The organism is Corynebacterium sp. H127 (genome assembly GCF_037482665.1).
Lineage (GTDB): Bacteria > Actinomycetota > Actinomycetes > Mycobacteriales > Mycobacteriaceae > Corynebacterium.
Window position 1 is genome coordinate 18,954 of sequence record NZ_JBBHKY010000013.1, and the last position, 21,949, is coordinate 40,902.

The window sequence follows — 21,949 nt, forward strand, 5'->3', positions numbered from 1 at the left end:
ATGGAACGCATCACAATCACCGCAGTCGTTTTATGCGCAGCTCTCGCCCTCAGCTCATGTGGCGCCAAGGATGAGCTGGGGACTGCGGACGCACCGGAGACGTCGATAAGCAGCTCAAGCGCACTGCCCTCGGACAAACCTACCTCCACGGTCAATCAGGGACCTCCGCTGCAAACTAGCGGCAGCTTTGAGATGAATGGCCCGGCATCCGTCGTTGGGGCGACGTTCGATGAAATGCCGTATGAGCTTCCGCTGAACCCTGCCGGCCCGCAGGAAACAATGGTGCGCTGGGTGAAAGGGTGGGGTGTTAACCCTTCCCAAGCCGAACAGGGCACGATGTACGTCCTGGGGCACGCGTGGGGTCAGCAGAAACTGGTCTTCAACTCGATTTCAGAGGTAGTGACCGCAGACGTCGACCTGAATCAGCCAGCCGAGCAGGTCACTGCTGTTTCCGGAGGCACCGTGGGGCGCTACTCATCGGACGTTCTCAATGGCTCCCGTATCACCCTGTCTGATGCTGCTGGCAACCAGCGCGAATGGATCGTTGACAACGCCTGGCTCGTGGACAAATACGAGGCCATTGAGGATCAGGAGCTCATGGACGAGCACAAAGCCGGACGCATCGTCCTGATCGCATGCTCCGTGTCAGGAACGACGGATCTCGGTTACAACGTCATCGTCTCAGGTCACCTGGCATAGATGACTACTAGCGGCTTCGATCCCCGTAGCCAGCTCAGCCGAACCGCGCTCATCGTGTGGACCGCTGCAGTCCTGGTGTACGTCATGGCGATCACGGGTAGAACTTCCATGGGCGTAGCTGGCGTCGCCGCGGTGGATCACTTCCATATCAACGCTGCGCAGCTAGCGGTATTTACTTCAGTGCAGGTGGGCACCTATGCGCTGGTGCAGATTCCGATGGGTATTCTAATTGACCGGTTCGGAGCGCGGCGACTGCTATTTGCCGGGGCACTCATCATGGCGATCGGCCAGATCATCCTCGGGCTGACTACTTCCTACTCCGTCGCGATTTTCGCGCGCGTACTAGTCGGGGCCGGCGATGCCTCCGCTTTTCTCTCGGTCATGCGTATCCTGCCGTTTTGGTTTCCGCTCAAGCACACCCCGCTCTTCACCCAACTCACCGCCGCCGTCGGCCAGGCCGGCCAGTTTCTTTCTGCGGTGCCCTTCTTAGCGTTATTGGGCGCATCCGGTTGGCGACTGGCCTTCCTGTCCCTGGGCGGGATCGGGGTATTGGTGGCGCTGGCTGCCAACATCCTCATTCATGACAGCCCAACGGAAGTACGCACTAAGCGCACCGGCTCGCTTCTCGACGTCCTGCGCCTACCGGTGTGCTGGATGGGATTTTTCAACCACTTCACCATGCTGATGCCCCTCATCGTATTCAACCTGCTCTGGGGTATGCCAACGATGACGCTCGGTATGGGACTCGATGAATCTCAAGCAGCTTCTGTGCTTGTCATTAACACTATTGTGACGATTCTTGCAGGTCCGCTTCATGGCATCATCTCCGCACGCGCCGGTCGCAAGCGTGAACTGTTTTCCCTCGGATACACCGTGCTGCTGTTGGCATCGATGATCGCCTTCTTTATGAGCACCACACCGCGCGGCTTCCTAGCGATAGCGACCCTCGCCGGCCTACTCGGGCTGCTCGGCCCCGCAGCCAACTACGGCTTTGACACCGTGCGAGAGTCCTTACCGCATGCAGTGGTCACGACAGGAACTGGGTTGGCGAACATGGGCGGCTTTAGCGCCGCGATGATCTCCGCTCAGGGCATCGGCCTGTTGTTGGCGCACTATTCTGATGGAGTCTGGACCTGGGCGGATTTCCGCATCGCCTGGTGGGCGGTGTTCGTAGTTTGGATCATCGGCATCATTGGGCTAGTGCTGACCCGGGCCCTGGCGCTGCGCAGCCCAGGACCCGCCGTCGAGAGTTGATTCCCCCTGACGTTAGCCAGCGGTGGTCTCAGCTGGTGTTTCTAGTGCCGTGCCTTCGGCACCTTCCCGCTTGCCGCCGTGATGTCCACGCTCGCCACCTGGGGCACGATCGAGCCCCTTAACTTTGAGTGCCTGCGGGTCGAGCAGGCCGGCATCAAAAGCCTTCAGAACGGATTCCTTGTCCGCAGCAGTCAGCTTTCCTTCGGTGACAGCGGCATCAATGCGGCTGGACAGGTCCTCCCGGACCGCAGCCTGACGTTCGCTGTGCATCTCAGCCATCGCGGACGTCACCGTGGCCTTATCGATGCCTAAGGCGTCTGCCAGCGCCTGATCCCGATCCTGAGCATCAGACTGTCGAGCCGTATCCATCGCCTCATGTAGTTGCTCTTCGCTGACTCCGAGACGCTGCGCCAAACCGTCCTTCCCGTCTGGCTGTTGCTGGGTCGCGGGGGTATCGGGCTCGGCGGCGAAGGCAAACGCTGCAGTGCCAGTTAGGGCTGCAAGGCCAATTCCTCCGGCGGCAAGGATCTTTGCGGTCATTGAATTCGCGCGCATGGCGGTTCTCCTAGAAGTAATCTGCAAACAAGCACTGTTGGCGCACTCTGAGTTGGGGTGCGTGAAAGCGGTGAGAAGAGCTTTCCTTGTTGCTGGTTTCTACTTCACTCCCGGAAACTAAGACCAGGTTGCCAAGCGCATCTGAAGCAGCCATGAATGGCTGCCAGTTTACTGCGCAGTCTGAAAATTTAGCTCTTACGCTGCGAATTCTTTAGGATCAGCGAGTCAATTACATTACGGACGGCTTCCTCACCCAACACTTGTCGGACGGTGTCCCGCACGGCATCAGCTCCAGCAGAGATGTGCGGACCCGCCACCTCCTCGGCTTCAACTACTTCCGGACGGATGACTTCGCCCATGTCGATGGTGAGTTGCTCGGCGTCGACACGTACGACGGTGTCCATGCTGACTCCTGCAGCTTGGGCTGCGTCGACGAGCGCGGCGAGTTCAGCGAGTGTGGCACTGCCGAGGTCTAGTGACATCGAGATTCCCATGACTTGCTCCTTTGATCGTTGCCTGTACGCCCCAGGCTAACCCAAGTTAACGGTCCAAGGCAGGCTCGCCCCAGAACACCTCGTCCACCACGGCGCGAGCCCGGCGCGTGGTCTTGAGATAATGGTCAAGGAACTCCTGCGAGCGGGACCGCCCCCACCCCGCAGCACCAGCTACCGAGGCTAGGTGCGGGCCCGATGGTGGCAGTTCATCCGTGCGCCGCCCCCTCGTGAGCACCAGCGCGTTACGTGCGTTCGTCGCAGTCAGCCATGCCGTCCGGAGTGTTTCGACTTGCCAGGAGGCGATGATCTCATGCTTTTCGATCACATCGAGTGCCTCCAAGGTCGATGGGGTACGCAAGTCTGGGTACTCGTGGGAATGCAGCATCGTTAGCAGCTGCACGGTCCACTCGATGTCCGTCAGCGCGCCACGGCCGAGTTTGGTGTGCATGTTGCGATCCGCGCCGCGCGGCAACCGTTCATTATCTACCCGAGCCTTCATCCTGCGGACTTCCTGCACGGTCTTGGGCGAGGCGCCCCCCTTCGGGTAGCGGAATCGTTCGATCATCGCAATAAAGGCAGTGCCCAGGGGCTCATCACCGGCGATGAAGGCCGCTCGCAGCAAGGCCTGGATCTCCCAGGTCTCGCCCCATCGCTCGTAGTATTGCTCGTAGGATTCCATCGTTCTCGCCACCGCACCCGAGCGCCCTTCGGGACGAAGACCGAGGTCAACCTCAAGGGAAGGGTCCTGCGAAGGCTTAGCTAGTCGACGTCGAACATTGTCACACACACCGATGGCCCATTTGATGGCCTCGTTTTCTTCTGCACCAGCATGCGGCTGGCACACAAACATCACGTCTGCGTCCGAACCATAGCCCAGCTCTTGGCCACCAAGACGCCCCATACCAATTACGGCGATGCGGGCCAGAGGCTCCTCCCCTTCCGGAGTGGCTGCCGCTATCTCGGCATTGAACGCAGCCTCCAACACCGCATCCCACACTCGGGAAAGGCTGACGCACACTTCCTTCACATCCATCAGGCCCAACAAATCCGCCGCAGCGATCCGAGTGAGTTCCACTCGCCGCAGACTGCGGGCCACCTTTACCGCCTTTTCTGGATCCGGGTGGCGGGAGGCCGCGGCGACCAATGAGTTCGAAACGGTGTCAGGGTTGGACTGCAACAGGTTAGGACCATGGGCACCATCACGCAGCAGTTGTACCGCGTCGGGAGTAGCCAATAGCAACTCGGAAATATATGGCGATGTTCCCAGGATATGCATGAGACGCTGCCCCACAACTCCCTCATCTCGCAGCATCCGCAGGAACCACTGTTTCTCATGCGCAGCATCGGAAAGCTTCCGATAGTTCAACAATCCCGCATCCGGGTCTGCAGTATCGGCCAACCAGCCCATGAGCGTTGGCAGCAGCATCGCTTGGATCTTCGCCTTGCGCGAGTTTCCGGCTGCCAGAGCGGTCAGATGCTCGTAGGCACGCTCTGGGAAGTGGTAGTTCAAAGCAGCCAGCTGGCGTTTTGCAGCTTCCGAGGAAAGTCGTAGCGTGTCCACGGACAATGCGGCCACGGATTCCAGTAGCGGGCGATAAAACAGCTTGGAGTGCAGCGTGGAAATGTTCATCCGCACCCGGCGGAATTCCTCTGCCAGAATCTCCGCGCTCTTCCGGGCGCCCGTGCCCACCGTTCCAGTTGCCCTTGCTAACCAACGCAGGTTATCTTCGTCTTCTTCGGGCGGCATGGTGTGCGTCCGGCGCAGCCGCTGCAATTGCAGGCGGTGCTCCAGTAGCCGCAGATACTCGTAGTCCTCAATGAGGACGTGCCCGTCTTCGCGACCAACATAACCGGCGTCGATAAGCGCCTGCAACGCGTCGATTGTGGAGCGGACGCGGAGCGACTCGTCACTGCGGCCGTGCACCATTTGTAGCAATTGCACTGCAAACTCAACGTCGCGCAGCCCCCCGATGCCCAACTTTAACTCGCGTTCCCGCAGCTCCTGAGGCACATGCTCTATCACACGCCGACGCATCGCCTGCACATCCGCCACGAAGCTGTCTCGTTCGGAAGCCACCCACACCATCGGGTCGAGCTCTGCACGATACGCCTCGGCCAAGGGTAAGTATCCCGTCATCGGGCGGGCTTTGAGCAGCGCCTGAAACTCCCAGGTGTGCGCCCAACGCTTGTAGTACGTGACGTGGGATTCCAGGGTGCGCACCAACGCGCCGGATTTGCCCTCCGGGCGCAGGGCAGCGTCCACCTCAAAGAATGATTTCGACCCGATCCGGATCAGCTCTCCAGCTAGCCTCGTGGTTGCCTCGTCGGCAGGCTCCGCAATGAAGACCACGTCTACATCAGAGATGTAGTTCAGTTCGCGCGCACCGCACTTACCCATGGCCATCACCGCAAGCTGAGCCGGCACTTCTTCGCCATAAACTTTGCGTACTCCCACCGCCAACGTGGCTGTGAGTGCGGCGTCGGCCAGATCTGCCAACAGCCCCGAAATCACTGCAAAAGGAACTGGCGGTTGCCCCGGACGACGCGAATTAAAGGGGTATGTGCCAGCCACATCGTGAGCGGCAATGCGCATCAACAAACTACGGTAGGCGATTTTCAACGCGCGCTCTTGTTCGGCCGTGGCCGCGGCTGCCCGATAAGTACCCGGGGTGCTGCAATCAGCCTGGGCGCTATCCCCCGGAACCCCGGCAGGTTCTGCGGCCACACTAGCCAGCATCTGCTGCATCAGCTCCGCTGAGGTTGGCAATGGCAGCTGCAACAAGGTCCACAGTTCCGGATGCGCCACGAGGTGATCGCCCATAGCCCGAGAGGCCCCTAGTAGCGCGATCAGGCGCACCCGGAAGGCTAGATCATTACGTAAGGCGGTATCGAAAGCCTCCCATTGTCCCAGGGAAACCAAGCACTCCTGCAAGCGCACGATGTTATTGAGAGCAAGATCGCCGTCACCAGCTCCGGACAACGCCCACAGCACATCCAGGGACTCGGCGTTGTACCAGCCCAGCTGTTCTAAATCAGCAACTGCTGTAGCTGCCTGCAGGCTGAGCGCGCCCGGGGTGGGCAAACTGGACCGGGAGGAACGAGGGCTGGACATGTGACTCCTTGAATCGCGCTTGCGCGGCTTATTTCGAGATGAGTGCCGTACCGAATTAGTAACCGAGGTCTGTGCGTAGCTCCCACGGGGTAACCTGCGCCTGGTAGTCCTTCCACTCCCGCCACTTATTGCGCAGGAAGACTTCAAAGACGTGCTCGCCGAGTGAGTCGGCGACGAGTTCCGATTTTTCCATCAAGATCAGCGCCTGATCGAGGCTTTGTGGCAGATCTTCATATCCCATGGCGATGCGCTCACGACGGGTGAGCAGGGAAATATCGTCCTCTGCGGGATCGGGCAACTCATATCCCTCTTTGATCCCTTTCAGTCCGGCAGCCAACAAGACCGAGTACGCCAGGTAAGGGTTCGCAGAGGAATCCAGGTTTCGGATCTCGATGCGCCGGGAGTGCACTTTGCCTGGGCTGTACGTCGGCACGCGCACCAGCGCGGAGCGGTTGGAGATACCCCATGTCGCGGCGGTCGGGGCCTCATTGCCGAACATCAACCGTTTGTAGGAATTCACAAACTGATTGGTTACCGCCGAGATCTCTGGCGCATGGTTAAGGATGCCCGCGATGAACTGCTTCGCGGTACGGGACAGGTTGTACTCGTCGTCTGGATCATGGAAGGCATTGGTGTCCCCCTCGAACAGGGACATGTGCGAATGCATCGCTGATCCTGCATGCTCTTGATAAGGCTTAGGCATGAAGGTGGCATAAACGTTGTTTCGACGTGCCACCTCCTTAACCAGGTAGCGGAACGTCATGATGTTATCGGCCATGGTCAGCGCATCTGCGTAGCGCAGATCAATTTCTTGCTGACCGGGGCCGATCTCGTGGTGAGAGAATTCCACCGAAATGCCCATGGCTTCTAGTGCGGCGATGGCATCGCGTCGAAAATGCGGCGCCTCGTCATGCATGGCTTGATCGAAGTAGCTACCCGAGTCGGTGGGCTCCGGTGGCGAACCGTCTGCGGGGAGATCCTTCGTCAGGTAAAACTCGATCTCCGGGTGGATGAAGCAGGTGAAACCTTCATTCGCGGCTGCGTGAATGTTGCGGCGCAGTACCTGGCGCGGGTCCGCCCAGGATGGCTCTCCATCGGGCATCGTGATATCGCAGAACATGCGAGCAGAATGAGGTTCCGGGTCATCGTGCTCGAAGGGCAGCACCTGGAAGGTCGACGGGTCAGGACGCGCGACGGTGTCGGATTCGGAGACGCGGGAAAAGCCCTCGATCGCGGAGCCGTCGAAACCGATACCTTCCTCAAACGCTGCCTCAATCTCCGCAGGCACCACGGCCACGGATTTGAGGTATCCCAGGATGTCAGTAAACCAGAGGCGAATGTAGCGGATATCGCGCTCTTCTAGCGCCCGGAGCACAAATTCCTGTTGGCTATTCATAGCTACAACAGTACGTATTCTGCGCCTGCAGATGCGTAGAACTGCCAGGAGATACCGGGCGTGCGTTTTCTTCGATAAGCTTAAAGACGAACTCACCTGCGAGTTTTCTTTTGATTCGTGCTCGCAGTTCCGACGTTAGTGCAGGCAGGTACCCCCATGAGCGATTCAACCCAGTCCCTTTCCACTGCGATGGAAGTCGAAGTGAAGTACGCGGCATCGCAGACCACCGAGGTCCCCGAGCTCGCGCTTATCGACGGCATCGCTGCGGTCTCCAGCACCGCAGTGCACAACTTGTCCGCCCGCTATTTTGATACTGCGGATCTTCGCCTCACCCGGTCGAAGATCACCCTGCGGCGCCGCACAGGCGGCAAAGACGCTGGTTGGCATCTAAAGCTGCCTGCGGAGCACGGACGAATGGAAATCGCACTACCACTGGGTGCGGAGTCTGAGCAGGCCCCGGCCGAAATCCTCAACCCAATTCGGGCCATCGTGCGAGACCTGCCGCTGCAGGTCATTGCACAGGTAGATAACGAACGCCACGAGAGTGTGCTGGCAGATGACTCCGGTACTCCGCTCGCCGAGTTTTGCGATGATCACGTCACCGCTTGGTCTCTTTTGCCTGCTGGAACCAAGCAAATGTGGCGGGAATGGGAGCTGGAGTTGACGCAGGAAGCCTTAGAGCGCGAGGACACCTCCTTAAATGCGCAGCTGCTCCAGTCCGCGCACCAGGTGTTCCAGGAGGCGGGAGCGGTCGCTTCGGACAGCCCCTCCAAGCTCGTGGCGGCGCTGGGCAATTCCATCAACTACGCTCCCCTGCCCCCGGCTATGGCGGAACTCGATCCAGATACTGCGGCCCATGCCGTGGTCAACGCGTTGCGGATCAACCGTGACCGGTTGTTGGAAGTCGATCCAGCCGTGCGCCGTGATGACTATGATTCTGTGCACCAAATGCGAGTGGCTACTCGCGAGCTACGCAGCCTGATGCAGACCTTTGAAGGCATCCTCGTTGGCGAGGAATACCTGGAGCTAGAAGAAGAACTCAAGCTGCTCGCAGCCACCCTGGGTGTGGCACGAGACGCCGAGGTGGTGGCCGAGCGTTTCCAAATGCTCATCGGCTTGGACGACGACCACATCATCGATGAGGCTGCCAGCACACACTTGGAAAATGACATGCAGCGCAAATACGAACGCGCACATCGCACCATTGTCCGAGTGCTCAATTCCAAGCGCTACTTCGCCTTGCTCGCAGGTTTGGAAAACCTCATCGCGCATCCACCGCTGGCCAGTGCAGAGCAACGTTCTGAGGTCGAGGAAGATGTCACCAAGGAGCAGGTGAAGTTTGAGGAAGAATCCGCCCTATTCGAGCACCTAGACTCCGCCTACAAGAAATTGATGAAGCGCCACAACGTGGCGGTTTCTGAATGGGAAGAGACGGAAACCCCGCTGCGCGAGCGGGAAGAGAACTTCCACAACATGCGGAAGGCAGCGAAGAAGCTGCGTTATTCAGCTGATGCCGTAGGTCGTGCCACGGGACTCAAGACCAAAGATCTGTACGCCGCATGTAAGAAGATGCAGTCCGTCCTGGGCGATTTCCAAGATTCGGTGACTTCACGTGATGAGCTGCTCGCGCTGGCGACATCGGCACGCAAGCATGTGGAAGACACCTTCGCTTATGGTGTGTTGTACCAGCGGGAGCGCGAGTTGGGAGCGGAAGCGTTACGCGGATACGCCGAGGCGGCGCGTGACATCGAAAGCGCCTATAAGAAGTTGGCAAAGTCCAAGAAGCGGGAAGCCGCGCGGACTGCGGCCAAAGCCAAGAAGTCCGCGCGCTAACTCCTACTTGTCTTTGTCCCAGGCTGGGGTGACGCCCCAGTCGTCGTCCTTCTCGTCGTAGTTGTCGGCGGCCTTCGTGCGTTCGGCTGCCTTCGCTAGCGCTTGTTCAGCCTCTTGACGGGAAGCATAAGGCCCCATCCGGTCGTCCCAGGAAAGCTCCTGCCCCTGCGCCACCTGGCCACTCGATGGGCTGTAGTACCACTGCAGATCTGCGTCGTCCATGACAACTCCTTCAATCAATCGGGAAACGGGTGACCTCCACGGTACTTGTTTTTCGGCCTTCACAGGCTCTCGGCAGCGCCCTTCAGTAAAGTGGTAGCCACTTGTTAGTAACCACGTTTCATCTGAGCCAAGGAGCCTTGAAATCCATGCCGGTGTGGCCCTCCCCCGATTCAACGATTTCCGCGAGAATCTCTGAGCTGCATCAAGCGGCTTATGATGCCACCGCGCCAGAGGTCGCCACTGCGCCCGCCACGTGGACTCTTCTCGGTGAGCACACCGATCAATTTGGCGGCATCGTGATCAGTGCCGTCGCCGACCACCAGGTTGCCGTTGCTGCCAGCCCGCGTGACGACGACACCGTCATGGTCACCCTGCACGGGCATGATTGCACCGGCGAAGCACTGTCAGTCACGGGCGGTATCACCCTCGCGGAGATCGCCCAATACGCTGCTTCCCAACAGCACATCGATGGCATTGATACCCCGCCTCCGAGCCAGCTTCCCCTCGGTGGGATCGAAGTACGTCTTGCCGGTGTGGTGTGGTCCATGGTCAATCGCCAATACCTCAGTCGCGACACCAAGGGCTTTAATATCACCGTGCTGTCTGAAATCCCAGCCGGGGTGGGATTGGGCGATGACCTCGCCGCGGAGGTGGCGTTCGCGAAGATCCTCATTCAGGGCTCAGGCCACAAACTCGACCCGCCACTGTTGGCACGGTTGGCTGAGCTGTGCGCGTCCTCGGCAAGCACCTTTTCGACGTCCGCAGCGCCCCGCGCTCGATACACCACTGCGCTGCGGGGTGCCCCGAGTTCCTACAGCATCGTGGACTACGCGGATGATTCTGTAACTAAAGCACCGCTGCTCCGGGAGTCTGCTAAAGACTTCGGTGTCTTCTTGGTTGTGCCACCAATTGCTCCTTCCACCACAGCAAATATCACTGAGCGCTCCGCTTTTCTCGCCGCCGCAGCCGCAGCCTTTGGCGTCGATAATCTGCGTCGGCTACCGGATGCCGCGCAGCGCGTAGCGCAATGGCTCACCGCTGTACACCAGGCCTCGGGGCCAGACGGGTTGCCTGCCGTCACTGAGGCCTCAGGGTGGCTGAGCTTTTATGAGTCGGAGACTGCTCGGGCCGCGCAGGCAACGATGGCACTGCGGGCACGTAAAGTCCCAGAGGTACTACAGCTAGTCAATGATTCCCAAGCAGAGTTAAGCAGCTTGTACCATGCTGTTCCGGAGCAGGAAGCAGCGCTCGTTAAGTTGTGTAGAACTCGCGGAGCAGCCGCAGCCCGCAGCTCTTACGCTGGGGTGAGCAGCGCAGTCCTCGTTCACGCTGAGCAACGCAAATGCGAGAACCTCATCGCTGATCTTGCCGAGGACGGCCTGCTGGTCATCCGTCTCAGTAGCTGCTAGGCGGGCCAGGCAAAGGACACTGTTCGCGCAGCGATATCGGCGTCGACAAGCCGGACCTGAACCTCCGTCGCTTCTTCGGGGGTGCCAGCGCAGCCACACAGCATTGGTGGTTGTTCCAGGAAGATCCGGCACTTGCTCTGCTCGGGAGTAGTAGCCAGAACCACGGCGGTGAACGTATCTCCAACGTGTGGTTTGAGCACGGTTGCTTCCGTAAGCCGGAGGCAGGCGCGATCCACGTTGCCGGCCAAGGCCGTGGTACGTCGCATGGATTCCGCTACCTCCGGGAATTTAGCGCGCGCCCATTCCGGTACTTCCTCCCCCTTAGCGATGGCTAGGCAGGCCTCGGTGGCAAAGCGGTCTACTAGGCGGCGCAGCGGGGCAGTTACGTGCGCGTAGTATCCTCCTACGCCAGCATGGACATCCTCTGGTGCAGCCGGAGCACCAGCAATGACCTCGTAGTCCGCGCCGCGCAGCAGCTTTTGAGCTTCTCGCATTACAGCCATACCGGCGTTAGTAGTCACGTCAAGCCCGGCGATGAACTCTCCTACCGGTTGCTCTGGCGTGTAATCAAAGCCCAGGGCTTGCGCCTCCACTGCGAACTGACGCAGTGACTTCTTATCTGCTGGACCCAGGGTACGCAGGATACCAAGCTGAGCCTTGGCGATCATCTGCCCCGCGACCATCCCCGTAAGCAAGGAAATCTCGGAATTCCATTCCATCACATCCAACCGTGGTTCCAACTCAAGCTCATAACGGCCATCTTCACGACGGTCCACACGTTGGCTCGGCAGCCTGAGATTAACCGCGCTACGACGCAATGCGCTGGCTTGACGGAGTCTGCCTACCTCCGGAAGCAATCGGATCGAAGGGTGCATCTTGCCAGAATTGAAGTCTCGCTGCACACCGTCATAGTCCAATCGTGCACGACTGCGCACCAAGGCACGCTCCACATCCGTGTGAGTCACCTCGCCTTGTTTGTCCAGCTCAATAGTCCACAACACGGCCGAGCGATCCACCTCTGGCAACAAGCTGGCCGCGCCTTCTGAGATTTCCGCCGGGTGCAAACGTGCTGGCTCATCAGGGAGGTAAATGGTCTGCCCGCGCACAAATGATTCCCGTTCGAGCTCGCTGCCCGGAGCGATGAATGCCGCTACATCAGCGATCGCATAATAGACCCGGTATCCCTCACCAGCAGGCTCGATGCACACTGCCTGGTCTAGGTCCATCGATCCAACCGGATCAATCGTCACGAATTCTATATCCCGCTTGTCAGCTCGTTGCTCCGCGAAGCGATCCTGAGCTGCCGCAGCCTCAGCATGTTGCTCCGGGGAGAATTCTGTGGGGACGTTGAATTCTTCTGCAACTGGTCGGAAGTTGAGGGTGGCCGCATAAAGCTTCATGAGAAGCCATTGTTGCAGCTGCAGGCGAAAACCGCCACGAAACCGCAGGAATGAGGGCGAACGAGCCAACCTATGAGCCGGATTATGTTCCCTTTCGGGCGGTAATCATCTATCTGGACTAGCCGTTGCCGACTAGCCTCAAGCAGCTACCCGTGGACGTCAGACGAGCAGCCTGAAAATGCCCACGCAGCCACACTCAGAAAGTGCAGCCTCTTGCCTTGCTCCCAGTGGGGTTTACCTGGCCACTTCGGTCACCCGAAATGCCGGTGCGCTCTTACCGCACCCTTTCACCCTTACCCGGTTGCCCGGGCGGTTTACTTTCTGTTGCACTATTCCCTCAGGTCGCCCTGGGTTGCCGTTAGCAACCACCGTGCTCTGCGGAGTCCGGACTTTCCTCGACACCTGTCAAACGCCTTAAAAGGCCGCTACATGGCGCCGCGATTACCCGGTCGGCTCGTTCGCGTTTCGTAATTATACACCGGGAACTCAATGCCCCCGCTTGATCCATTCCTCTAGGTGCGGAGCCTCGGCTCCGACAGTGGTGTGATCACCGTGTCCGGTACGCACGATAGTTTCTGCCGGAAGCGTCAAGATGGACTTCTGAATGGAATCAATGATGGTGTCAAAGGAGCTATAGGAACGCCCGGTCGCCCCCGGTCCGCCCTGGAATAGGGTGTCTCCCGAGAAGAGTTCGCCTGCTTCCGGAAGATACAGGCAACAGGAGCCGGGGCTATGACCTGGGGTGTTGAGGACCTGCAGGTCAGTGCCTGCGATCTGAAACTTCTGGAGATTCACCAAATCTTCATGAGCCAACGCCCCGTGGGTTTCTTCCCACAACATTTGATCGCCAGGATGAACAAAAATGGGCGCATTGAGCTGTTCGGAGAGTTCGGGTGCCACGGTGATGTGGTCATTGTGAGCGTGCGTGCAGATGATGCCTTTGACCTTTCGGCCGGCTACGGCAGCAATAATCGGGTCAGCATCATGGGCGGCATCAATGACATAAACCTCGGAGTCATCGCCTACGACCCAGATGTTATTGTCCACTTCCCACTCGCCACCATCGAGCGCGAAAATTCCATGCGTTACTACGTGATCAATTCGAAGCGTCATAGCTACAGCACTACCACCGATCGCAGGACCTTGCCGGTCTTCATAGTCTCAAAGGCCTGCTCCACCTCGTCGAGGCCGACACGTTCGCTCACAAAGTCACCGAGTGGGAACTGTCCCTGCAGGTGCAGATCCACGTACATCGGGAAGTCACGCTCTGGCAAGCAGTCGCCGTACCAGGAAGACTTGAGGGAGCCTCCGCGGCCAAAGACGTCGATAGCCGGGACGTCGATACGAGCGGCAGGGCCTGGTACACCGACCATCACGACGGTGCCCGCCAAATCACGGGCGTAAAACGCCTGGTTCCAGGTCTCTGGGCGTCCGACTGCGTCGATTGCTACATCCACACCAAACCCGCCAGTGAGCTCGCGGATAGCGGCGACGGTAGAGTCTTCGTCCCCGGCTCCCGTGGCGCCCGAGGAGTTGATCGTGTGCGTCGCGCCGAACGTGCGAGCAAGTTCCAGCTTTTCCTCCGAAAGATCCACTGCGATGATCGTTGTCGCACCGGCAAGCTTTGCCCCTGCGATCGCAGCCATCCCGACGCCGCCCACTCCAAATACAGCTACGGAATCACCACGTCCGACATTGCCGGTGTTCACTGCCGCGCCAAGGCCCGCCATCACACCGCATCCCAGCAAGCCTGCTGCCGCGGGGTCTTCCTCCGGGTTGACCCGAGTGCACTGCCCCTCGTGAACCAGCGTCTTCTCCGCGAAGGCACCAATCCCCAAGGCCGGCTTCAGCACAGTGCCATCCTCCAATGTCATAGGGACGGAGGCATTATGCGTGTTGAAGCAGTATTTTGGTTCACCCTTCTTGCAGGCGCGGCATTCGCCACACACCGCACGCCAATTGAGGACTACAAAGTCCCCCTCGGAGACGTGAGAGACTGCCGAGCCAACGGATTCCACAATCCCCGCTGCCTCGTGCCCTAGCAGGAACGGGAAAGCATCTTCAATGTCCCCGTCGCGATAAGCCAAATCCGTATGGCACACACCACACGCCTGGATCTTCACCACCACGTCATTGGGTCCCGGATCAGGGATTACTACGTTCACCCGCTCAACCGGCGCACCCTGTTCCCGCGCAATGATTCCGGCAACTGTTTGAGACATGCTGAACTCCTTTTTAACTGGAAGATTGAGTGCCACCACCCTACCCGACCAGCACGTTCAGCGCTGAAGCATCCTAAAGGTGTGCCGTGTCATTGACCAGTCGCACGATGCTCGGACCATCGGCGTAGAACTCAGCAATGGACATCGACGCCAAATCCAAGTGGATCCGATGCACCACAGCTGCCGGCACGTCTAGCGCCATGCGCAGCACACACTTGATCGGAGTGACGTGCGAAACCAGGAGGATGTTCGCGGCGCCGTATTCCTCGGTCAGCGCCTCAACGCACTTCTTCACCCGGCGGGCTACTGCCTGCACGGATTCGCCGCCGGTCGGGGCAGCCTTAGTATCGGCAAGGAATGCTGCATGCGCAGCGGGGTCGCTCTCCATCACCTCAGAGAATGTGCGCCCTTCCCAGGTGCCAAAGTCCAGTTCGCGCAGCTCATCAACCACCCGCACCGGAACATCGAGGGCCTGAGCAATCGCAGCCGCAGTTTGGCGGGCCCGTTGTAGTGGCGAGCACACGATGGCATCAATGCCACCCCGGCGAGCCAGTCGCTGAGCGACGGCCGCCGCCTGCGCTTCCCCTTTCGCCGTGAGCGCGGGATCGCTCATCCCCGAATACTGCTTAGCCACCGACATCGCTGTCTCCCCATGTCTGATAAGGATGAAGCGTGTCGGACGCATGCTGGCCCCATGCCACGAGGGTGCTGCCGCGGGTTCGGGTTTAGTGGCAGCTGCTTTCTTTTCTGCGCCCAGGATTCCTACTGGTTTTCCGGCAGCGCAGGCATCCATCGCAACATTGGATAGTGCGTCGGCTTTCTTGTTTTTCTCGCGCGGAATCCAGTGGTAGTTCACCCGCTTGAACCCACGGGCGATCTTTTTAGCCGCCAGAGCCAGCTCTTTCATATCGGGGTGCTTGATTTTCCACTTGCCCGACATTTGTTCCACGACGAGCTTGGAGTCCATATACACATCCACCTCGGTAGCGCCAAGCTCAGCAGCGGCCTCGAGGCCACGCAGCATGCCGTGGTATTCCGCGACATTGTTGGATGCTTTGCCTACTACGTAGGCAATTTCTCGCAGTACCTTCCGGTCCGCGTCATAGACCACGGTTCCCGAGCCAGCGACTCCGGGATTACCCCGGGAGCCACCGTCAGATTCGATGATGAGCTTCATACACGCACCAAGAAGGTGCCACAGTCTGGGCAGCGTGGCATCTCAGTTGCGGAAGCATGTCGGATCTCGGATAGCGCTGCAGGTGGCAACACGATGTGGCAGCCACCGCAGGAGCGCCCGGAAAATGCCGCGGCACCGACCCCGAAAATGGAACGCTGATCGTCGTACTCCGCAAGGATGTCTGCGGAGAGCTGCCCACGCAGCTGCGCTACCCGCTCCGCGGAATCAGTAGCAGAGTGTGCTTCTTCGGCTGCCTCCGCAGCACGCGCAGCAGCGGCTACCTTCTGTTCCAGTTCATCGAGCAACGCGCCGTTTCGCTCCGCGTTGGCACGCATAGCGTTGACTTCGTCATGGGCTTCTTTGAGTTCCTGCTGCATGTCGGACAGACGACGCGACGTAGTAGCCAGGTCATGCTCCAGGTCACGGCGCTGTTGCGGGTCAACTGCGGCGCCTAGTCCCGCGGTATCGGCTTTGTAGCGGCGATTGAGCTTAGCTATGTCGTCTTGGATGCGCCGGATATCCAGCTCTACATCTGCAACGTTGAGCTGGTTGGCTGCTGCGAGCTCACGCTGGCGATCTCGCTGTGACTCCAGTTCCTGCAATTCTTGTTTTTCCTGAGATCCGGATTTCAGTCCGAGGTCCAGGGTTCGCTCCAAATTAGCTAGCTCCAGCAGGAGTCGCTGGTCAGCGCTAGTGATGTTCATGGTTTTCTCCTACTGGGCGTGTGCGGACACGGTCCACGGGTCGGTACGGATTTCAATGATCTCGGTGTCTATGCTGGCTACGCTGTCGATGTCACTGTCAGCGATCACCCCGGCGGCTTGCGCGCACCACGGGAATTCGCTCGCCCAGTGCGCGGTATCGATCACTGCTGGTCCCCCGGCGCGCAAGTACTCGTCCACCGGGTGATGTCGCAGGTCCGAGGTGACGTAAACATCAACCCCCAGCGTAGCCACAGTATCCAGGAAGCTATCACCTGCCCCCGAAGAAACAGCGACTTTCTTAATCATGGCCTCGGGATCGCCCGCGGCACGGACGCCCCACTCGGTCACTGGCAGGGCATCTGCTACCTGTTGGGTGAACTCTCGCAGCGTCATAGGTTCAGGAAGCTCGCCAATGCGCCCCAGGCCACAAGCAGTTTCCGGATCTTCAAAAGAGGCGATGGTCACGCAGTCAAAGGCCGGCTCTTCATAAGGGTGCGCGGACACCAGCGCTTCCTGGATTCGCTGCCTTAGGGTTACCGGGGCTACAAACTCCACGCGCAGCTCCGGTTCGTGATGTAGCTGTCCCTGCCTTCCGACGAAAGGATCTGCAGCGGCCTCTGGACGAAACTGTCCTTGACCTTCAAATTGGAAAGCGCACTCCGCGTAGTCGCCTAGCGCGCCAGCACCGGCGGCAAAGACCGCCGCTTTAAGTTGCTCTGCTGCCGCCACTGGCACCATCACGCCCCATTTATCAACCCCTGTTGCTGGCTTCGGAGCAATTGGCCGCCCCGGCACGATCCCAACCAGTTCCGCCAGGCGATCATTGACGCCAGGACGTGCAGAATCCGCATTGGTGTGGGCTGCGAACAGTGCTACGCCCCCGTTGAGCAAGGTGTGAATGACTTTACCTTTGGGAGTATTCGCTGCCACCGAGTTCACCCCACGGAGCAACAGCGGGTGGTGCACGATGAGGAGCTGCGCACCTATTTCTACTGCGCGCTCGGCCACTGCTTGCGTGCAGTCGAGGGCAAAAGCTATCTTGCTCACCTTCGCCTCGGGATCACCACAGATTAACCCGACATGGTCCCAGGACTCTGCGAGGTGCGGTGGGTAGGCGCGGTCCATGACCGCGCAGATTTCGCCAACTGTGCTCACCTATATCTCCTTCAAAAGTTCCGCGATCTGGTTCGCGGGACGTACCGCCAGCCGCCAATAGCTGTGGTCCAGCCCCGGGAATGTATCGCACCTCCGAATCGCAATGCCAGCGGCCTTGAGCTTGAGTCGCAGCTCCTCGGCTGCTGCAGCATCGGTGGCGGGTGGCCGAACCAGAACAAAGGGCGCTTGCGTTGCGGAAGCGATCTCGAATCCGGCGCGACCAAGCGCTTCCGTCATGGTAGCCCGCTCCGCTGCGATGATGCCGCGTTCCTTTTCTACATCGTCGACGGCTCCCAGCGCTATAGCCGCGATGGCCCGCAATTGTAGCGTCCCCAGCGGCCACTGAGCCCGCCCCCGCTCCAGCTTTGCGACGACCGCTGGATGCGCGATCGCATAGCCACAGCGCAACCCGGCGATCGCCCAAGTTTTGGTGAAACTGCGCAATACCAACAGGTCCGTACGAGAAGCAGCAGTCGCGCACAGCGACTCGGAGTCATCGGTGACATCCAGGAATGCCTCATCAACCACCAGAAACTTGCCCTGCGCCAGCGCAAGGAGGTCGTTCTTATCGTGCAGCACACCGGTGGGGTTGGTGGGGTTGCCCACCACCACCATGTCAGTATCACCGAGTTCGACTACGCCTTCGAGTTCGAAGGGCGGTGGCAAAATCACGTTGTGCACGGGGATATTCGCAGCCTCGAACACCACGTTTGGCTCTGTGAAGCCAGGGTGGATAAGCGCGACTGCTTGGGGACGAAGCTTAGGCAGTAGCGCAAACCCTTCGGCCGCCCCGGAAAGGAGCAGCACCGACTCTGGGGACACGCCGTGGAGCTGTGCGACGGCTTTCCGGGCCGCATTCTCATCGGAGGCATCCGGGTAGCTAGCTAGGTCGCCGATGGCGTCGATAAGCACGCGCTGCAGCCACTCCGGAGGCTTGGAGCCACGCACGTTGACGGCGAAATCGACGCGGGCGCCACGGGCCTCAACGTCGCCATGGAATCGGTAGGGATCAGGAACACTCACTCGTTCCACTCTATTGTCTGACACACTTGAGTGTGTGAATATCCTCCTTGTTGACGTTGACGGCACCCTCATCGATTCTTTCCCGGGCATCCGCGCTAGCTTTCTGCACGCACTGACGGAAATGAATTGGCCTATCCCGAGTGAAGAACGCATCTCTCAGATCGCCGGACCTCCCATGATTGATACGATGCTCGACCTCGGTATGGCCCCAGGCCAAGCCCAGCTAGCGCTTGCCCACTATCTAGATCACTACGGCCACACGGGGTGGAAGATGAGCTCGCCGTTCCCTGGAATGCACGAGTTTCTCAACTGGGCTCGGCTCCAAGGGTTCCTGCTGTGCACTGCCACCAGTAAGGGCGAATTCTTTGCCGAACAAGCACTGCGCGAACATGGGTTTTGGGAGTTGTTTGACTTCTTGGGAGCTGCGCAAGAAGACGGGGAACGTCGCTCTAAATCTGCGGTAATTGCGCACGTCTTGGACACGATGCAGCTTCGCGGACAGGAAAGCGCTATCCTCATGGTCGGTGACCGTATCCACGATATTGAAGGCGCGCGCAGTTTCGGGATTGAGACAGTCGCCGTCGCGTGGGGATACGGCAGTGAAAGTGAACGCAAGGAAGCAGCCTTCGAGGCTGCAACGCCAGTGGAGTTGGAGAGCATTGTCGATGAATGGGCACGCCAGCATTAACGGTTTTGATACCGAACGTACGGAAAGCCTCTACGTCGTTTTCGTATGTACCGGTAACATTTGCCGCTCCCCCATGGCAGAGATTATTTTCCGCGATGCCATCGAAGAAGCCGGCCTAACCCGATTTGTGCGGGTGCGTTCCTGTGGCATCGGCGGCTGGCATATTGGGCAGAGCGCTGATCGACGCGCCATCGCAGAGCTTCGCAACGCGGGCCACGACGGATCCCAGCACCGCGCATCACAGCTCTCCGACCAGCATCGTTCCGCGGATCTCTTCGTTGCCCTCGACGGCAATCATGTCCAAGACTTGATCAACCGCGACATCTACCCAGAACGCATCCGCTTGCTGCGTTCTTTTGATCCCGCGGCAACGGAAAACGCAGAAGTTGCGGACCCCTACTATGGCGAAGCCTCCGACTTCACTACCACCCGCGCTCAAATTGAGGCCGCAGTTCCGGGCATGCTCTCCTGGGTGAAGACGATGCTCGCGAGTGCTTCCGCCCGCTAATTGTTTTTCCTGCCCCGCGCATTAGACTGGGGAAATTATGAATGCCAAAGCATGGAAGACGTTCCTGCAGCCCGGATGGATCATCACCTTCCTCATCATCATCGCGTTTACCTACGCGGCATTCAGCCTGCTCGCCCCGTGGCAGCTCCACAAGAATGACGTGGTCAGTCACCGCAATGAGCTAATTTCCGAGCATTTTGATAAAGCCCCGGTGGCCTTCGACCAGGTATTCGGCCCCGACGGCGCATTGCCTGCCGACAACGAGTACCTGCGAGTCGCAATCACCGGCACCTATTTGCCGGAGCAGGAAGTAATCATGCGGGTGCGTCCAGTTGAGTCGGGACCGGCTTATCATGCTCTTACCCCCTTCAAGATGAACGACGGCACGGTTGTGTTGGTCAATCGCGGCTGGACCCGCCCGGAAAACGGGCACCTGCCAGCAAATTTCCCTAAGCCCCCCGCTGGGGAGCACACCATCGTCGGTTATGCCCGTATCGACGAGCCGTCCCCACAGATTGCCCCAACTATGGAAGACGGGCACCAGATGGTCACCGGCATCGACACCGAGGAGATTTCCCAGCTCACGAACCTAAACCTGGCCAAGGACTACGTACAGCTTGCCGAAGAGCAACCCGGCGTCCTCACCGCCTTCCCGCTTCCCAAACTGGACAACGGCCCTCACCTTTCCTACGGCATTCAATGGATCGCCTTCGGCCTGCTCGCGCCCATCGGGCTCGGCTACTTCGTATACGCGGAACTTCGGGAGCGTCGCCGCGAGCGCGAAGAGCAGAAGGAGCTCGCGGAGGAATCGCCGGCAGAAGCGCAAACACCCCTCACGGCACCGACACGGAGCCGCTACGGCACCACCAAGTCACACCAAGCTAACTGGCAGCGTGACGAGGAAGAACGCTTCTAAGTCTGATCACCCCGATGGCAACGAGCACTTGTGTTGCGCGCGCTAACCTGACGGCATCCCGGATGGTGCCAGTGCCTGGCTGTGGACCGCTTCCCAGCGTCGGCCGGTGTTCCACGCCGTAGGAGTAGTGAGTTTCCCCGCCCAACTGCACGCCCAAAGCAGCTGCCGCGGTCGCCTCTACTGGACCAGCGTTAGGACTAGGATGTTGCGGCGCGTCCTCGCGCCATGCGGTGATCGCTGCCGCTCCACGACGCCGGGTAGCCGCGAGTAGTACGTGCGTCGCCGCAGTAAGCCGCGCGGGCACAAAAGCGAGCACGTCATCGAGCTGCGCCGCTGCCCACCCATAGTTGCTATACCTATCGTTTCGATACCCCACCATCGCGTCGAGGGTATTCACACAGCGATGCAGCACCACTCCCGGAGCGCCGGCGATGGCCGCCCACACGATGGGAGCTATAGCAGCGTCAGAGGTGTTTTCCGCAATCGATTCCACCGCAGCGCGCGCCATGCCGGCCGCATCCAAAAGCTGCGGGTCACGGGAGCACAGCCATGGGATCCAAGCTCGAGCGGCGTCGAGATCGCCGCGCTCTAGGTCCGTAGCAAGCCGCACACCAGTCTCCTCAAGCGTGCGTCCGCCGAGAGCCGCCCACAACGCGAGGGCGGTGGTGAGCGCAGGGGCGCGTCGATAAGCAGCGCGCGTGACGACGACCATAGGTACCACTGTCGCAGCCACGAGCCCTACACCAGCCCACTTGCAATCCCGGTAGGTGCACTTTTCCACCGCACCCACAAACGAGCCGAAATAGGCCACTGGGTGATGACGTTGCGGATCGCCGAGAATCCGATCGAGAGCGAGTCCTGCGAAGATTGCTGTTGCGTGCACGAGTTCCATGCTAACCGGGAGCCCCTTCCGCGCACATGGTTTCATCAGCAATTCGCAATTGCGCCTAACCGGCTGGGTTTATGGATGGGCAGCTGCGCTGCGTTGGCCTGACACGCGAACCCCTTTTGCCGAACTTTCCAGGTGAGCAATATTCTGATTCAGCTGCATCCTGGGCGGTGTCAAGCTGTGAATGCACCATTGAGTGTTTTCATCAGTATCTCACGAGGAGTGCACCCACCCAGCACGATTCGCGGAGTGTCATTGAGCTCATCTTGCACAAACTGGACATGCTCGGCAGT

The 21,949-nt window shown here is 59.5% G+C and carries 20 protein-coding genes, 1 other RNA gene and 1 pseudogene; 7 read left to right on the top strand and 15 right to left on the bottom strand.

The annotated features are described in order from the left end of the window. Nucleotides 1-699: a sortase gene (locus WG936_RS11455; protein WP_339572983.1), complete on the top strand. Its 699-nt coding sequence runs from the start codon at nucleotides 1-3 to the stop codon at nucleotides 697-699. Further along, nucleotides 700-1,953, top strand: coding sequence for an MFS transporter (locus WG936_RS11460; RefSeq protein ID WP_339572984.1), 1,254 nt, complete (start codon nucleotides 700-702; stop codon nucleotides 1,951-1,953). A gap of 12 nt (nucleotides 1,954-1,965) precedes the next feature. On the opposite strand, the gene WG936_RS11465 is transcribed toward WG936_RS11460, so the two are convergent. The 4 genes from WG936_RS11465 to WG936_RS11480 all read right to left on the bottom strand — a co-directional run bounded on the left by WG936_RS11465 (nucleotide 1,966) and on the right by WG936_RS11480 (nucleotide 7,510). Beyond that, nucleotides 1,966-2,508 carry a hypothetical protein gene (locus tag WG936_RS11465; RefSeq protein ID WP_339572985.1) on the bottom strand — a complete coding sequence of 181 codons (543 nt, stop codon included), beginning with the start codon at nucleotides 2,506-2,508 and terminating at the stop codon, nucleotides 1,966-1,968. 188 nt (nucleotides 2,509-2,696) lie between these two features. Continuing rightward, complete coding sequence (locus tag WG936_RS11470) at nucleotides 2,697-3,002, bottom strand: hypothetical protein (protein WP_339572986.1); 306 nt, start codon at nucleotides 3,000-3,002, stop codon at nucleotides 2,697-2,699. 46 nt (nucleotides 3,003-3,048) lie between these two features. Further along, nucleotides 3,049-6,114: a bifunctional [glutamine synthetase] adenylyltransferase/[glutamine synthetase]-adenylyl-L-tyrosine phosphorylase gene (locus WG936_RS11475; protein WP_339572987.1), complete on the bottom strand. Its 3,066-nt coding sequence runs from the start codon at nucleotides 6,112-6,114 to the stop codon at nucleotides 3,049-3,051. Nucleotides 6,115-6,169: 55 nt separating this feature from the next. Further along, a complete protein-coding gene (locus tag WG936_RS11480; RefSeq protein WP_339565395.1) occupies nucleotides 6,170-7,510 on the bottom strand; it encodes a glutamine synthetase family protein in 1,341 nt (446 codons plus the stop codon). A 156-nt stretch (nucleotides 7,511-7,666) separates the two neighbouring features. On the opposite strand from WG936_RS11480, the gene WG936_RS11485 reads away from it, so the two are divergent. After that, on the top strand, nucleotides 7,667-9,343 hold the full coding sequence (locus WG936_RS11485) for a CYTH and CHAD domain-containing protein (RefSeq protein ID WP_339572988.1): 1,677 nt from the start codon (nucleotides 7,667-7,669) through the stop codon (nucleotides 9,341-9,343). A gap of 3 nt (nucleotides 9,344-9,346) precedes the next feature. Here WG936_RS11485 and WG936_RS11490 read toward each other — a convergent pair whose 3' ends face one another. Next, nucleotides 9,347-9,565 carry a hypothetical protein gene (locus tag WG936_RS11490; RefSeq protein ID WP_339565397.1) on the bottom strand — a complete coding sequence of 73 codons (219 nt, stop codon included), beginning with the start codon at nucleotides 9,563-9,565 and terminating at the stop codon, nucleotides 9,347-9,349. Nucleotides 9,566-9,711: 146 nt separating this feature from the next. Between WG936_RS11490 and WG936_RS11495 the strand changes: the two genes are divergently transcribed. Further along, nucleotides 9,712-10,974, top strand: coding sequence for a galactokinase family protein (locus WG936_RS11495; RefSeq protein WP_339572989.1), 1,263 nt, complete (start codon nucleotides 9,712-9,714; stop codon nucleotides 10,972-10,974). Here the strand turns inward: WG936_RS11495 and WG936_RS11500 are convergent. The 8 genes from WG936_RS11500 to cobC form a co-directional block, all read right to left on the bottom strand. Then, nucleotides 10,971-12,374 (bottom strand): RNB domain-containing ribonuclease, encoded by a 1,404-nt coding sequence (locus tag WG936_RS11500; RefSeq protein ID WP_339572990.1) that lies wholly within the window; start codon nucleotides 12,372-12,374, stop codon nucleotides 10,971-10,973. The two genes, WG936_RS11495 and WG936_RS11500, sit on opposite strands and share 4 nt — an antisense overlap. Before the next feature lie 57 nt (nucleotides 12,375-12,431). Beyond that, nucleotides 12,432-12,831: RNase P RNA component class A (gene rnpB / locus WG936_RS11505), an RNA gene on the bottom strand. Nucleotides 12,832-12,860: 29 nt separating this feature from the next. Then, nucleotides 12,861-13,487 carry an MBL fold metallo-hydrolase gene (locus WG936_RS11510; protein WP_339565400.1) on the bottom strand — a complete coding sequence of 209 codons (627 nt, stop codon included), beginning with the start codon at nucleotides 13,485-13,487 and terminating at the stop codon, nucleotides 12,861-12,863. 2 nt (nucleotides 13,488-13,489) lie between these two features. Then, entirely contained in the window at nucleotides 13,490-14,596 is a 1,107-nt protein-coding gene (locus WG936_RS11515) for an S-(hydroxymethyl)mycothiol dehydrogenase (RefSeq protein WP_339572991.1), read from the bottom strand. Nucleotides 14,597-14,669: 73 nt separating this feature from the next. Then, nucleotides 14,670-15,773 carry a bifunctional RNase H/acid phosphatase gene (locus tag WG936_RS11520; RefSeq protein WP_339565402.1) on the bottom strand — a complete coding sequence of 368 codons (1,104 nt, stop codon included), beginning with the start codon at nucleotides 15,771-15,773 and terminating at the stop codon, nucleotides 14,670-14,672. Further along, on the bottom strand, nucleotides 15,770-16,477 hold the full coding sequence (locus WG936_RS11525; RefSeq protein WP_339565403.1) for a zinc ribbon domain-containing protein: 708 nt from the start codon (nucleotides 16,475-16,477) through the stop codon (nucleotides 15,770-15,772). The genes WG936_RS11520 and WG936_RS11525 overlap by 4 nt, the downstream gene beginning before the upstream one ends. A 9-nt stretch (nucleotides 16,478-16,486) precedes the next feature. Continuing rightward, nucleotides 16,487-17,602 (bottom strand): Nif3-like dinuclear metal center hexameric protein, encoded by a 1,116-nt coding sequence (locus tag WG936_RS11530; RefSeq protein WP_445227963.1) that lies wholly within the window; start codon nucleotides 17,600-17,602, stop codon nucleotides 16,487-16,489. Nucleotides 17,603-17,632: 30 nt separating this feature from the next. Beyond that, entirely contained in the window at nucleotides 17,633-18,655 is a 1,023-nt protein-coding gene (cobC, locus tag WG936_RS11535; protein ID WP_339572993.1) for an Rv2231c family pyridoxal phosphate-dependent protein CobC, read from the bottom strand. A 34-nt stretch (nucleotides 18,656-18,689) separates the two neighbouring features. Between cobC and WG936_RS11540 the strand changes: the two genes are divergently transcribed. From WG936_RS11540 to WG936_RS11550, 3 genes are read left to right on the top strand one after another with little or no spacing between them, the layout of a single operon-like run. Beyond that, nucleotides 18,690-19,343 (top strand): HAD-IA family hydrolase, encoded by a 654-nt coding sequence (locus WG936_RS11540; RefSeq protein ID WP_339565406.1) that lies wholly within the window; start codon nucleotides 18,690-18,692, stop codon nucleotides 19,341-19,343. Further along, nucleotides 19,321-19,851, top strand: coding sequence for a low molecular weight protein-tyrosine-phosphatase (locus WG936_RS11545; RefSeq protein ID WP_339565407.1), 531 nt, complete (start codon nucleotides 19,321-19,323; stop codon nucleotides 19,849-19,851). Before WG936_RS11540 ends, WG936_RS11545 begins: the two co-directional genes overlap by 23 nt. 37 nt (nucleotides 19,852-19,888) lie before the next feature. Next, a complete protein-coding gene (locus WG936_RS11550) occupies nucleotides 19,889-20,767 on the top strand; it encodes an SURF1 family cytochrome oxidase biogenesis protein (RefSeq protein WP_339572994.1) in 879 nt (292 codons plus the stop codon). Here the strand turns inward: WG936_RS11550 and cbiB are convergent. After that, complete coding sequence (gene cbiB / locus WG936_RS11555) at nucleotides 20,733-21,659, bottom strand: adenosylcobinamide-phosphate synthase CbiB (protein ID WP_339572995.1); 927 nt, start codon at nucleotides 21,657-21,659, stop codon at nucleotides 20,733-20,735. The two genes, WG936_RS11550 and cbiB, sit on opposite strands and share 35 nt — an antisense overlap. Before the next feature lie 170 nt (nucleotides 21,660-21,829). Continuing rightward, nucleotides 21,830-21,949 (bottom strand): annotated as a pseudogene (locus WG936_RS11560) (IS30 family transposase); the annotation flags it as partial.